At 62.9% G+C, this 11,887-nt stretch carries 13 protein-coding genes and 1 pseudogene; 7 read left to right on the top strand and 7 right to left on the bottom strand.

Annotated features, from left to right (window positions below):
- Positions 1 to 30: 30 nt before the first annotated feature.
- Positions 31 to 339 carry a hypothetical protein gene (locus BMX96_RS19440; RefSeq protein ID WP_139210143.1) on the bottom strand — a complete coding sequence of 103 codons (309 nt, stop codon included), beginning with the start codon at positions 337 to 339 and terminating at the stop codon, positions 31 to 33.
- 18 nt (positions 340 to 357) lie between these two features.
- On the opposite strand from BMX96_RS19440, the gene BMX96_RS19435 reads away from it, so the two are divergent.
- Positions 358 to 618 carry a hypothetical protein gene (locus tag BMX96_RS19435; RefSeq protein WP_108892418.1) on the top strand — a complete coding sequence of 87 codons (261 nt, stop codon included), beginning with the start codon at positions 358 to 360 and terminating at the stop codon, positions 616 to 618.
- Between the two features lie 88 nt (positions 619 to 706).
- On the opposite strand, the gene BMX96_RS17980 is transcribed toward BMX96_RS19435, so the two are convergent.
- Positions 707 to 1,372 (bottom strand): TVP38/TMEM64 family protein, encoded by a 666-nt coding sequence (locus BMX96_RS17980; RefSeq protein WP_091846741.1) that lies wholly within the window; start codon positions 1,370 to 1,372, stop codon positions 707 to 709.
- A gap of 13 nt (positions 1,373 to 1,385) precedes the next feature.
- The gene (locus BMX96_RS17975) at positions 1,386 to 2,483 is read right to left on the bottom strand and encodes a YncE family protein (protein WP_139210142.1); all 1,098 of its coding nucleotides are present in this window, start codon (positions 2,481 to 2,483) and stop codon (positions 1,386 to 1,388) included.
- Between the two features lie 171 nt (positions 2,484 to 2,654).
- On the opposite strand from BMX96_RS17975, the gene BMX96_RS17970 reads away from it, so the two are divergent.
- From BMX96_RS17970 to BMX96_RS17945, 6 genes are read left to right on the top strand one after another with little or no spacing between them, the layout of a single operon-like run.
- On the top strand, positions 2,655 to 4,658 hold the full coding sequence (locus BMX96_RS17970; RefSeq protein WP_091846739.1) for a heme lyase CcmF/NrfE family subunit: 2,004 nt from the start codon (positions 2,655 to 2,657) through the stop codon (positions 4,656 to 4,658).
- A gap of 4 nt (positions 4,659 to 4,662) precedes the next feature.
- Positions 4,663 to 5,217 (top strand): DsbE family thiol:disulfide interchange protein, encoded by a 555-nt coding sequence (locus BMX96_RS17965; RefSeq protein ID WP_091846738.1) that lies wholly within the window; start codon positions 4,663 to 4,665, stop codon positions 5,215 to 5,217.
- Entirely contained in the window at positions 5,214 to 5,678 is a 465-nt protein-coding gene (locus BMX96_RS17960; protein ID WP_091846737.1) for a cytochrome c-type biogenesis protein, read from the top strand. Before BMX96_RS17965 ends, BMX96_RS17960 begins: the two co-directional genes overlap by 4 nt.
- Complete coding sequence (ccmI, locus tag BMX96_RS17955) at positions 5,675 to 6,814, top strand: c-type cytochrome biogenesis protein CcmI (protein WP_091846736.1); 1,140 nt, start codon at positions 5,675 to 5,677, stop codon at positions 6,812 to 6,814. Before BMX96_RS17960 ends, ccmI begins: the two co-directional genes overlap by 4 nt.
- Before the next feature lie 23 nt (positions 6,815 to 6,837).
- Positions 6,838 to 7,449 carry a L,D-transpeptidase gene (locus BMX96_RS17950; RefSeq protein ID WP_091846735.1) on the top strand — a complete coding sequence of 204 codons (612 nt, stop codon included), beginning with the start codon at positions 6,838 to 6,840 and terminating at the stop codon, positions 7,447 to 7,449.
- 32 nt (positions 7,450 to 7,481) lie between these two features.
- Positions 7,482 to 7,928, top strand: a complete 447-nt coding sequence (locus BMX96_RS17945) for a potassium channel family protein (protein ID WP_091846734.1) — start codon at positions 7,482 to 7,484, stop codon at positions 7,926 to 7,928.
- 1 nt (position 7,929) lies between these two features.
- On the opposite strand, the gene BMX96_RS17940 is transcribed toward BMX96_RS17945, so the two are convergent.
- From BMX96_RS17940 to BMX96_RS17925, 4 genes and pseudogenes are all read right to left on the bottom strand, one after another.
- On the bottom strand, positions 7,930 to 9,954 hold the full coding sequence (locus tag BMX96_RS17940) for a protein-disulfide reductase DsbD family protein (protein ID WP_236737130.1): 2,025 nt from the start codon (positions 9,952 to 9,954) through the stop codon (positions 7,930 to 7,932).
- 72 nt (positions 9,955 to 10,026) lie between these two features.
- Entirely contained in the window at positions 10,027 to 10,746 is a 720-nt protein-coding gene (locus BMX96_RS17935) for a DsbA family protein (RefSeq protein ID WP_175481786.1), read from the bottom strand.
- 43 nt (positions 10,747 to 10,789) lie between these two features.
- Positions 10,790 to 11,347, bottom strand: a pseudogene (petA, locus tag BMX96_RS17930) (ubiquinol-cytochrome c reductase iron-sulfur subunit).
- A gap of 211 nt (positions 11,348 to 11,558) precedes the next feature.
- The gene (locus tag BMX96_RS17925; protein WP_091846731.1) at positions 11,559 to 11,876 is read right to left on the bottom strand and encodes a DUF2933 domain-containing protein; all 318 of its coding nucleotides are present in this window, start codon (positions 11,874 to 11,876) and stop codon (positions 11,559 to 11,561) included.
- Between the last annotated feature and the right edge of the window lie 11 nt (positions 11,877 to 11,887).

Below are 11,887 nucleotides of genomic sequence, written 5' to 3'. Positions count from 1 at the left end.
GTCACGGTTTCGAGAGATGCAAAGTGTCGCTTACAGCGACATGGTTTCGCGATATGAAATCAGCACGATACCGATCGGGCACAGCAAAGCCGCAAACCCCAGTCCGGCGCGCCGCCAAGGAAGCCATCCGCGACGCTGCGCAAGTCGCAGCGCTCCCGCCATTATGATCATCACCCCCAGAGCCATATGATAAAGCCATTTGGCGTGAGCGTTGCTGCCGATCTGTTCATGGACGATGAACGTGGCTCCCAGAATTATGTAGCCAATGGGCCAGACCAGGGTTGCACGGCCCCCTCGAGGCCCCGCTTTCCATTCGCCCGCGCCCGTGGCGGCAATCAATGTCGCGAACGCAAAGTGATGAAGCTGTTGCGGCTAGCGCAGAGCCCAGTGCAGCATCAGAAGGGCATCGTCGACGCCGGCTTGAAAGACGATGTAAAGTGCAAGCGTCGCCCCCGCCGCCAAAAGAAGGAGCGGGATGCCGATCCCGGGAACCGCCGCGTCGCGCCGCTGCGCCTGCTAAACGACGAGCGCCGCGATGGGAAACGAGAACGCGCCGATCAGCCAGTGACCGATGGAAATGAGCAGAGACATCGTGTCGGGATCGTGGGGCACGGGTGAACCTGTGAATTGACAAAGCTGTTCTTGGTATGCGGACGGATACTTATTCGCCGAACAAAATATCGCCACGCGCGACAGGCCGGCAGCCTTAGCCCCGTCTGCGCCGGAGAACTGCCCAGATCAGGGGAAGGCCCGTCACCAGCCCAAGGGCCGCGATGACCCAGGCCATCGGATCGCCGCCGCTCATCGCCGCCGTGCCCAGATGCGACAGGACGAAACTGGCGGGCACGATCCCGGCCAGGGTCGCGACGGCGAAGCGCCAGAAATGGATCGCGCTGAGGCCCGCGGCATAGCTGACGATATCGAACGAAACGAAGGGCATGAGACGGCTGAGAAAGACCGCCAGCGTCAATGCGTTTTGCGACCCGACAAGGCCGCGTTCGACGCCGTCGCCAAGCCAGCGCCGGATCGTTTCCCGGCCGAGGAAGCGGGCCAGTGCAAACGCGATCAGGGCACCGGTTTCGGCCCCCGCAACGACCAGCATGGTGCCGTAGACGTGACCGTATGCGGCACCCGCCGCCATGGCGATCGGCGCGCTGGGGATCGGCGACGCGACGACCGCCACGATCATCGCCAGGACAATCACGGCAGGGCCCCAAGCTCCGGCGCGGGCGACCAACCTTTCGATATTCTCGCGTTCGGCAAGGCTGCGGAGGTCGGCGATCACGGGCGCGTCCCAGAAGACGACCACCGCGACACCCGCCAGGGCGAGCGCCAAAAAGGCCCCGAAACGAATAGTCCTGGCAGATGTCATGCGGTATGCATCGTCAGATCGACGGCTCGACAACGATCTGATGGGCGATGCCGTTCGTTTGCGTTGTCGATATTGTTTCCAACGTATTTGGGTCCAGCAGACGCACGCTCGCGTCTTCGTTGCGGCTGACCATCAGTCCGTCATCTGTCAAGGCCATGTGGTAGGGACCATCCATCTGCACCGCCGTACGCGCGCCGGTCGCCCGGTCGATCCTGACAACTTGATCCTGACCGAGCGCACTTGCGTAGATCGCGGAACTGTCGGCCTGAACACCATGAAGATCTCCGCCGATCTCGTATCTTTCGACAATTTGGCCGCTATCCGCGTCGATCAGGCTGACGAAACCGGCATCCGCTTCGGCCGCAACAAGAAGACGTTCTTCGGGCAGCAGTTGCAGATGTTTTGGTCCGGTCTCCAACGGGATGTTGCGGGCGACAAAGCCCTTGGCCGGATCGACCTCGCTGATCGTCGCATTTCCGGCGTTGGACACGAAGAACCGACCGGTCCGTGGGTCGGCGACCGCATATTCCGGGTTCGGTCCGGTCGCGATTGGTCCTGCCGCGACGCCCTCCGCAATATCGATGATCGAAACGCCGCCCAGAGACGGGTGCGTGACAAGCGCGTAGGTCTCGGACGGGTCGACGGCGACATGATGAACGATGCCCGCCACCGGTACCTTGCGGACCGGTGCGTGGGTGTCCTTGTCGAGGATCGTGACGATGCTGGTGTCGCCGGACACGGCGGCGCCGTTGGTCGGACCATGATGCGCGTCGTGTTCGGCATCGGTCATCTTTTCATCACCATCCATCGTCATTTCCGCATTTTCGCCGCTGTCGGACATGGACCCCATTCCGATCGAGTGAGAGGATTCCAATACCGGTAGCCCGGTTCCTTTCGGAGCCGCCGACAAGCTGCCTGCGATCAGAAGGTTCAAGTCGGGGGCCACCGCAAGGCCGTGAACATTCCTAACTCCATCAACGCGCGCGACGACCGTTCCATCATCGGTAAGATGCAGGATCGAATCCGCGTCTCCCTCGGGAATGAAGACATCCGCGGTCGCTACTCCGGCGGTCAAAGCTGTTGTCGCTGCGAAGATCAGCAAATTTTGCATGGTAGTTCCTCATTGCAAATTCCGATATGGGACGTGGTGCTTCCAGTATCGGAAGCTCAAGGATCGGATCAGTCACAGACTTGTCATTCTGTTCAACGTCCTTGTGCATACAAGCTGACTTGACCTTCCCGCAGCGGAACCCGGCAGGCAGCCCCGAAAAGAGGTGAGATCATGATTCCCGAACTCGGACATTTCGCGCTGATCCTCGCATTGATGGCGGCCGTGGTACAGTCGGTCCTTCCGATCATGGGCGCCGCACGGAACAACGCGCTCTGGATGCAAAGCGCCGTGACCACGTCCGTCGTGCAGGTAGGGTTGGTTGGCGTCGCATTCTTGGCGCTCATGCGGTCCTTCGTCGTCAGCGACTTTACCGTCCGGAACGTGGTGGAGAACTCGCATTCCCTGAAGCCCATGCTCTTCAAGGTTGCGGGCACCTGGGGCAGTCACGAGGGGTCACTGGTGCTCTGGGTCCTGATTCTTGCGGTGTTCGGGGCAGGGGTCGCGACGCTGGGGCGCAACGTGCCCGATGGTTTGAAAGCCCGGACGCTGAGCGTTCAGGCCTGGATCAGCGTCGGGTTCCTTACGTTCCTTCTGTTCACGTCGAACCCGTTCGAACGCGTCTTTCCGCCACCGATGGACGGCCAGGATCTGAACCCGCTGCTGCAGGATTTCGGTCTCGCGCTGCATCCGCCGCTTCTCTACATCGGCTATGTCGGATTTTCGATCGTCTTCAGCTTCGCGGTTGCCGCCCTGATCGAAGGGCGCGTCGACCCGGCATGGGCGCGCTGGGTCCGGCCCTGGACGCTTGCGGCCTGGACCAGCCTGACCGCGGGCATCGCCCTGGGCTCCTGGTGGGCGTATTACGAACTTGGCTGGGGCGGCTGGTGGTTCTGGGATCCGGTTGAGAATGTCAGTTTCATGCCCTGGCTTCTCGGCACGGCCCTGCTGCACTCCGCGATCGTGACCGAGAAGCGGGATGCGTTCAAAAGCTGGACGATCCTGCTGGCGATCCTGACATTCTCGCTGTCTCTGCTGGGCACTTTTATCGTCCGGTCCGGACTGCTCACCAGCGTGCACGCCTTCGCTGTCGACCCCGAGCGCGGCCTGTACATCCTCGGCCTGCTTGGCATCACGATCGTCGGGTCGCTGACCCTCTATGCGGCGCGCGCGCCCAAGCTCGAGGCCGGCGGGCTGTTCGCCCCGATCAGCCGCGAGGGCGGGCTTCTCATCAACAACCTGCTTCTGGCGACCGCGACAGCCGTGGTTCTGTTCGGCACGCTCTATCCGCTCTTCGTCGAGGCGATCGCGGACGAGAAAATCTCGGTCGGGCCGCCCTTCTTCAATGCAAGCTTCATTCCGATCATGCTGCCGCTTGTCGCGATCATGGCGGTCGGACCTCTTCTGTCGTGGAAACGCGCAGACCTGCCCGGCGTGCTGTCGCGGCTGAAGTGGGTTGCCGGTCTGACGGCGCTGGCGGCCTTGGGGGCGTGGTACGTTGATACCGGCGGCCCCGCCCTCGCTGTTCTGGCGATAGCGGCGGCCGTCTGGCTTCTGTTCGCCACGCTTCGCGAATGGTCCCTTAGAATAAAGCTGGGCGCGGTGCCCCTGGCCGACAGCTGGCGGCGCGCCAAGGGACTTCCCCGCGCCGCGCATGGCATGACGCTGGCCCATGCCGGATTGGCCGTCTGCATCATCGGCTTCACCGGCTCCAGCGCCTGGAAGGAAGAGGTCATCAAGTTCGGCGAACCCGGCACGGAAGTCGCCATTGCGGGCTTCGATATCCGCTTTGAGGGGGTCGAGCGTCTGCGGGGGCCGAACTATATCTCTGACACCGGCACGCTGATCGTCACGCGCGACGGAGAACCTGTCACGGTTCTGCGCCCCGAGCGGCGAAGCTATCCGGTCGCGAATTCGCAAACGACCGAAGCGGCCATCCGTTCGACGGTCGCGGGTGATCTATATGCGTCGATCAGCGCCCCGTCGGATGAGAAATCGCTTGCGGCCGGAAAATGGACCTTGCGCATCCTCTACGAACCGCTTGTCGGGTTCATCTGGCTCGGGACCGTAATGTTGGTCGTGGGCGGTATCCTGTCCCTGTCGGACCGCCGCCTGCGGGTCGGTGCGCCGCGACGTACGGTCGCGACGCCGCCGGTCGGCGCCACTCCGGCGGAATGATCGGATGGCCCGTTTTCTGATCGCATTGCCTGTCGTGGTCGCCTTGGTCATCGGCGCGGCTTTTTTCTGGGGGCTCGACCCCGACCGCGACCCCGGTGCCGTTCCAACGGTGCTGCTGTCCCAGCCCGCCCCGGAATTCGACTTGCCGCCGGTCGAGGGCGCGGGTGTTCCCGGTCTTTCCAGGGCCGATCTGTCGAACCTGGAAAGACCGGCACTCGTCAACGTGTTCGCATCCTGGTGCGTGCCTTGCCGGGCCGAACACGCGGTCCTGACGCGGCTGGTTCAGGAAGAAGGGGTCCCCCTCATGGGTCTGAACTACAAGGACAAGCCCGAGGATGCGGCCCAATGGCTGCGCGATCTTGGCAACCCCTACGACCGTATCGGGTCGGACCTGTCGGGACGGGCCGGGATCGAATGGGGCGTTTCCGGCGTCCCGGAAACGTTTGTGATCGATACGGCGGGCACTGTCGTTTATCGTCATGTCGGTCCGATCGTGGCGGCTGACGATCTGGCCAGGGTCAGGTCCGCGTTGGCAGCGGCAGCCGGAGCGGCATCATGAGGCATCTGATCTGCGCCGTCCTGTTTGCGGTCGTCGCCACCGTCGCGGCCGCTGTCGAACCCGACGAGATACTCGACGACCCCGCGCTTGAGGCGCGAGCGCGCGGTCTTTCGGCCGAGTTGCGTTGCGTCGTGTGCCAGAACGAATCCATCGACAGCTCGAATGCGGGTGTCGCGCGGGACCTGAGGCTTCTGGTGCGTGAACGGCTTGTCGCCGGAGACACGGATCAGGAGGTTCTGGATTACATCGTCGCCCGTTACGGCGATTTCGTTCTTTTCCGCCCTCCCTGGAAACCGACCACCTATGCATTGTGGCTGGCGCCGGCGGTTATCTTCCTGGGGGGAGCGATCGGCGTGACCGTGGCACTGCGCGGGCGGCGACAGCGGACTGGCGATGCCTTGTCCGAAGAAGAAACCGTGGAACTGGATGCTTTCCTGTCGCGTCAGGGGGACGGGCAATGATCTGGGTCTTCCTGATACTTCTCGCGATCCTCGCCGGAGCCGCTGTCGCGTTTCCGTCGCTGCGCGGGCCGAGCAACGACGTCAGTCGCGAAAAAAGCGCGATGGCGATTCTGACCGACCAGCTTGCCGAGGTGAGTCGGGATCGCGAACGTGAATTGATCTCGGACACCGAGGCGCAATCTGCCGAGGTGGAGATCAAGCGCCGGATGCTTGCCCTGTCGCGCAGCCCGGACCGCGGTCCGATGGCAACAGGGTCGGGGCGGGCGGCCGTTTTGGCCGCGGCGGTCGCGATACCGCTTTTCGGTGCCGCGCTCTACGCAGTCACCGGCACGCCACAGGTGCCGAGCCTCACACTGGCCGATCGCGCCGGCGAACGCGCGGATGCCGCCGAGATCGCGGAACTTGCCGAACGATTGCGCGAACGACTGGAAAGTGATCCGGATGGCGGCCCGACCGAGGGCTGGTTGCTTCTGGCAGGCGTCTATTCCCGGCTTGGCCAACCGGACCGGGCCGCATCGGCCTACGCGCGCCTCTTGGATCGATCGGATGCCACATCGGCCACCTTTTCGCTTTATTCCGAAGCTCTGATCGAGGCCGAGGGCGGCATTGTCACCCCGGAGGCGGAAACCGCGATCGACCGAGCGGCGGCGCTCGACCCGGGCAATCCGGCAGCGACCTACTACAAGACCGTGGCGCTGGAACAAGCGGGGGCGCGGCAGGAGGCGCGCGATCTTTTGCTGAGCAGGTTGAATGCGGCGAACGGCTTCCAGCCCTGGATGGAAAGCTTCGTGGTGCGGGCGAATTATCTGGGTGACCAGATCGGTGCCGACCGGATTTCCCTGGCCGACTACGCGCCGACGATGCGCGGGCCAAGCCAAGACGACATCGCCGCCGCCTCCGAACTGAGCGAGGAGGACCGGGGGGCCTTCATCCGGTCGATGGTCGATGGGCTGGCGGCGCGTCTGGAAGAGAACCCGGACGACCTTGACGGCTGGCTGAGGTTGGGGCGGGCCTATGACGTTCTCGGCGAGCTGGAGGAATCGATCTTGGCGTATGAGAGCGCGCAGAAATTAATAGAGAACCTTTCCCCCGACGACCCTCGGCGGATCGTCATTCGTGAAGCTCTCGGAAACTGAAACTCGAGTCGATGAATAGGCTCATGACCGACAGAAGAACCTTCATCCGCGGTGCGGCTGCCGCGACGCTCCTGCGGCCGGGACTTGCCGCCGCGCATGTCGAGGCCGAACCGGTTGTGCCGACCTACGACGTGCCAGACGAGCATCTTCCGCAGCGGGTTTCAATCGAACATCTGGATCTGCGCCCGGATGAAATCCACGTCTATCCATGGGAATTCGCGCTCTATTGGACGTTGCCGGATGGGCAGGCGATTCGCTACACCGTCGGCGTCGGGCGGCCGGGCTTGTATGAGGAAGGTGAATTCTACGTCGGCATGAAACGGCGATTTCCACGCTGGACACCGACGCCCGGGATGCTGCGCCGGGAGCCCGAAGTTTACGAACAGTACCGTGACGGCGTTCCGGGCGGTCTGGAAAACCCGCTGGGGGCGCGCGCGCTTTATCTTTTCCAACCCGGTCGCGGGGATACCCTGCTCAGGATCCACGGAACGCATCTGCCCGAAACACTGGCCCGCGCGGTGTCCAATGGATGCGCACGCCTGATCAACGACCAGATCGTAGACTTCTACGATCGCGTGCCGATCGGAACACGGGTCGTGCTGCATCCCCAGCCCGAGAATTTCGGCCTATATTGAGCTTCCCTCGGCGGTGGTATTGAGTTGCTTGAATGCTCAACGCCATTCTGATCTCCGCCGTCCTAATATCCATGAACACCGCGGTCCACTACGTGGCTTTGCGGAGGGTTTCGGACGCGGTCAATCCTGCCCTGCATCCGGGCCGATGTCTGGCACTGGGCGTAGCGGCGCTCACCGTCGCCCACCTTGTGGAGGCGCTGGTCTATGCGTCCGGCCTGTGGGTTGCAGCGCATGGTTTCGAACTGGGCGATCTTCGCGCGACCGGCTGCGATCGCGGTGCCGATCTGACCTTCATGGACTATTTCTATTTCTCGATGGTGAACTACACGACGCTTGGACGGGGCGATCTCATCCCGTCCGGGCATCTGCGCTTCATGGCAGCGCTCGAAGCGTTTCACGGGTTTCTTTTGATAACCGCTTCGGGCAGTTTCCTGCTTCAGATCATGAGCGGCCGGAACCCATTCCGGCCACGGGGCTGACTCAGCGTTCGGCGACGATGCGGTCGGATGCCGTATCCAGTGCGTCCATCACGGCGGCTTCGGTCAGCAGTTCGGGAAGGGCGATCCCTTCGGGCGCCCCCGGCCCGTAGACGGCGTTGAACGGTATTCCGTAGCGGCCATTGGCCTCCAGATACCGCCCGATTGCCGGATCCGGTCGCGTCCAATCGGCCTGCATCGCGATGACGTCCTGACGGGCCAGCGCCCCGGACACCGCGCCGCGGTCCAGGACAAGCGCCTTGTTCGCCTTGCAGGTCAGGCACCAATCCGCGGTGACATCCACAAAGACCACATGGCCCCGGGATACGTGAACCGGGATTTCGGCGCGGTCGAAGGGCACCCAGTTCGTGGCGATGGACGCCTGCGCGGTGTCTTGGGGCACAAGGACCGGAACCGCCAACGTTCCCGCCACGACGGCCAGGGCGGTGCCGACGGCCAGATTGCGCGGCAGACGCGACGACAGGGCGAGAACGACCAGCAACAGCACCGATGCGCCCGCAACGATACGGAACGTCGAAACGCCGGCCACGCCCGATAGCACCCAAAGCAGCCATGCCGCGGTCAGCGCCAGCAGCGATCCCAGCACGGCCTTGAGCGCAATCATCCACGGACCCGGCTTCGGCAAACGGCGCACAAGGCCCGGTCGTGCCGCGAGTGCGAGATACGGAAGCGCCAGTCCGACACCCAGCGCGGTGAAGACCACGAAGACATCCAGCGCGCGGCCCGCCAAGGAGAAGGCGACCGCGGTGCCCAGCAGCGGGGCGGAGCAGGGGGTCGCGAGGATCGCGGCGAACGCACCGGTCGCGAAATCCCCGGCATGGCCCGACCGGCCTTCTTCGCGGGCAAGCCGCGTCATCCAGGATTGCGGCAGCGAGATCTCGAACACGCCAAAGAGATTTGCCGCAAAAAGGACGAGCACGACGATCATCGCCACCAGGAAGACCGGGTTCTGGAACTGCAACCCCCAGCCGACGGCATAGCCTGCCGCCTTCAGCGCGATAAGGGCGGCCGCCAGCAGCCACATGAAGGCCAGGACGCCCGATGCCGAGACAAGAAAGCCGCGTCGCACATGGTCTTCGCCACGGGCGCGTGCCTGCATCGCCGATGCGACCTTGATCGACAGGACCGGCAGGACGCAGGGCATGACGTTCAATATGGCACCGCCCAACAGGGCCACCAGGGCGATCCAGGCAAGCGTTCCGATACCGGGCGCGGCGGTCGCGATTGTGAAGGGCGGCGGCGGGGCGCGTTCTGTCCAATCGGGGACGATGGTACTTGCGCGGTCCCCGTCGGTGACGGTCAGGGCGATGTCACGGACGTCATCCTGACGGGCGAGTATCGGCACGCTGGCCCAGAGCGTCCGGTCGCCGTCGCCCAGCCGTATATCCGGCGCGCCGAAGGCGGTGAAGCTGCCAAGCTCGGCGAATACATCCGGCGTCCTGAACGGAACTTCGGACTGGATCTGGACGGTCAGCGTCTGGCCGTCCGTATCGATAAACGCTTGCGCGTCCCCCATTCCCGCGCCGCCCGCATCCGGGACGCGGTTGTTGGCCGCTGCGATCAATTCGGCCGAGACGCGGTCGATGCCGGTTCCCGCAGGGATATCCAGCGCGAGATCGAAGCTCTCCGGCACACAGATATCGGAACAGACCAGCAAATCGACCGTCCCGGCCAGGCGCGTCGGCACGCCCGGTTCCTGCAGCGAAATCCGCAGCGGAAAGGCGACTTCATCCTTGTAGCCGAAATTTTCGATCCCGAAGGCCCTGAACCGTTCGGGAGCCGGCCAAAGAAACTCGACCTCGGCAACGTTCTTCGACGCTTCCCAATTCACGGTCGGGGGAATCCCGACTTCGCCGGGCGAGCGCCAGTAAGTCTTCCAGCCTTCCTCGAGTTCGATGCGGAGGGCTGCCGACAGGGTCGAGGCATCGGGCGCGATGCCGTCCTCCGCGACGAACAGCTGTGCGTCGATCGGCCCGCTCGATACGGTTTCCGATGTCGCTGCCTGCATCGGAGACGCCAGAAACAGTGCGACCGAAAGCGCACGGACAAGGTTTCGAGCCATCATTTCAAAACGCGATCCCTAGACAAAGCATCTTTCCACGCGTCCTTCCTGTCGTTCCAATTCGATCAGGCTTCGAAGCCTGGCTTCGCCAACCACGCCGATCACCACGGTTCGCCCGACGACCATCGCTGGTGTCGCGGAAAACCGAAAGATTTGCGCAAGTGTCTTGCTGCGTTTCAGTTCGTCCTCGACGTCGGGACTGTCGATATCCTGTCGAAGCTGTTCGTAGTCGACGCCTATGTCATCCGCGATCAGCTGAAGAAACTCCGGCGTCGTGACGAACGCTGTTCGCAGCAAACGTTCATGAAATTCGGTATATGCCCCCTGACGCTTCGCGGCCAGTGCGGCTTTCGCAGCCGCGATCGAAGTTTCGCCCAGAAGCGGAAGTTCGTGCCACGACACGGTGACGCCGCCCTCCTGCGCGATCCTGCCCAGGTCTCGGGTCAGGATCCGACAATAGGGGCAGTTGTAGTCCGAAAAGGACGCGACCGGGACATCGCCGGTGCCGGTATCTTCGAACAAGGTCGAACAGAGGTTGCGTTCGACCGTGGCGACCAATTCCGCCGGGATGGCAACCTTGTCCCGGTCCAGACCGACGAACGGATCGAAGCTGCCCGTCGATGAACTTCCACCGGCAATCTGGCGAAATCCATCGACCGGGGAGGGTTCAAATTCAAATTCGGACCCGAACGCCGCCAGAATGTCCGGACCTTTCTGGAAGGCTGCGACCAGCGCCACGCCGCCCGCCGCCAGCAAAAGGTTTCTACGTGCTATCAAGAGGTTACCCAATCACCAGGATCATATCATCGCCGAGCGAAGTCTTGGGGATTGCCAAGTTCTCCGGCGCGGGCCCTTTTCGAATTCGACCCGACGTGTCGTAGTGCGATCCGTGACAGGGACAAAACCAGCCATCGAAGTCGCCGGCTTCGCCGAGCGGAACACAGCCTAGATGGGTGCAGACGCCGATCATCACGATGAGGTCACCACGCTCACCTATGGTGCGATTATCATCGGTTGCCAACGCACCGTCTTCGAGATTGGAGTTCCGAGCGTTTGGATCCGGTAGCGCCGCCGGATCTTCAAGTTGAGCCGCCTCGATCTCCGCCGCCGTCCTGTTTCTGATGAATACAGGCTTGCCTCGCCATGTCACTGTCAGCTGAGCCCCCTCCGTGATTCCCTATATATCGACCCGTATCTGTGATAGGGCTTGGACATCGGCCGTTGGGTTCATCTGATTTATCAGAGGCCATGCGGCAGCCCCAGCGACGACAGTTCCGGCTCCCGCAGTCGCGTAGTAGAGAAAATCTCGACGAGTCGTGTGGTGAGTGGTGTCAGTCATCGCAGAACACCTCCATTCTGATCAATCGCCGCAAACCCGCTTCTGCCATCAGCGCAAACGAGAGTTGCCAATTCGGTTTCCGCTTTGGACGAAACGCGGCAGCCCGGTGGCAAGTCGACCCTGCCCGTGTACTCGGTCCTATCCGGGCAGTTCGAAAAAGCGTTTGTGCACGCTCCGACAAAAAGCGGAGCGAGCACAATCATTCGCATGGTCATGCGCCGCGCAGACGGTCCATTTCGGTGGATCGCGCCTGGGCTGGAACAGCGACGATTTTCTCCTGTTCCGCCTGTTTGACCTGTTCAGAACCCTTGCCGTGGCAGGATTTGCCCATCAGGCGATGCATCACCAGATGCGCACCAACACACAGGGCGATAGGCGCGAAAACACCCGCGTTGTTCCACAACCCCGCGATCGTTCCCCCGGCAAGAAGAAACGATGCGACCGGCGCGAGCATGATCGCGCAGCACGCCATCATGCCCCATTTCATGACGCGCGCCTGGATACCGCCGCTGGAAGGTTGGTCGTTCATTTTTAGAGCTC

Origin of the sequence: Palleronia pelagia (genome assembly GCF_900110115.1) — a bacterium.
Taxonomy (GTDB): Bacteria; Pseudomonadota; Alphaproteobacteria; order Rhodobacterales; family Rhodobacteraceae; genus Palleronia; species Palleronia pelagia.
This window is presented reverse-complemented; position numbering and strand designations above follow the sequence as displayed.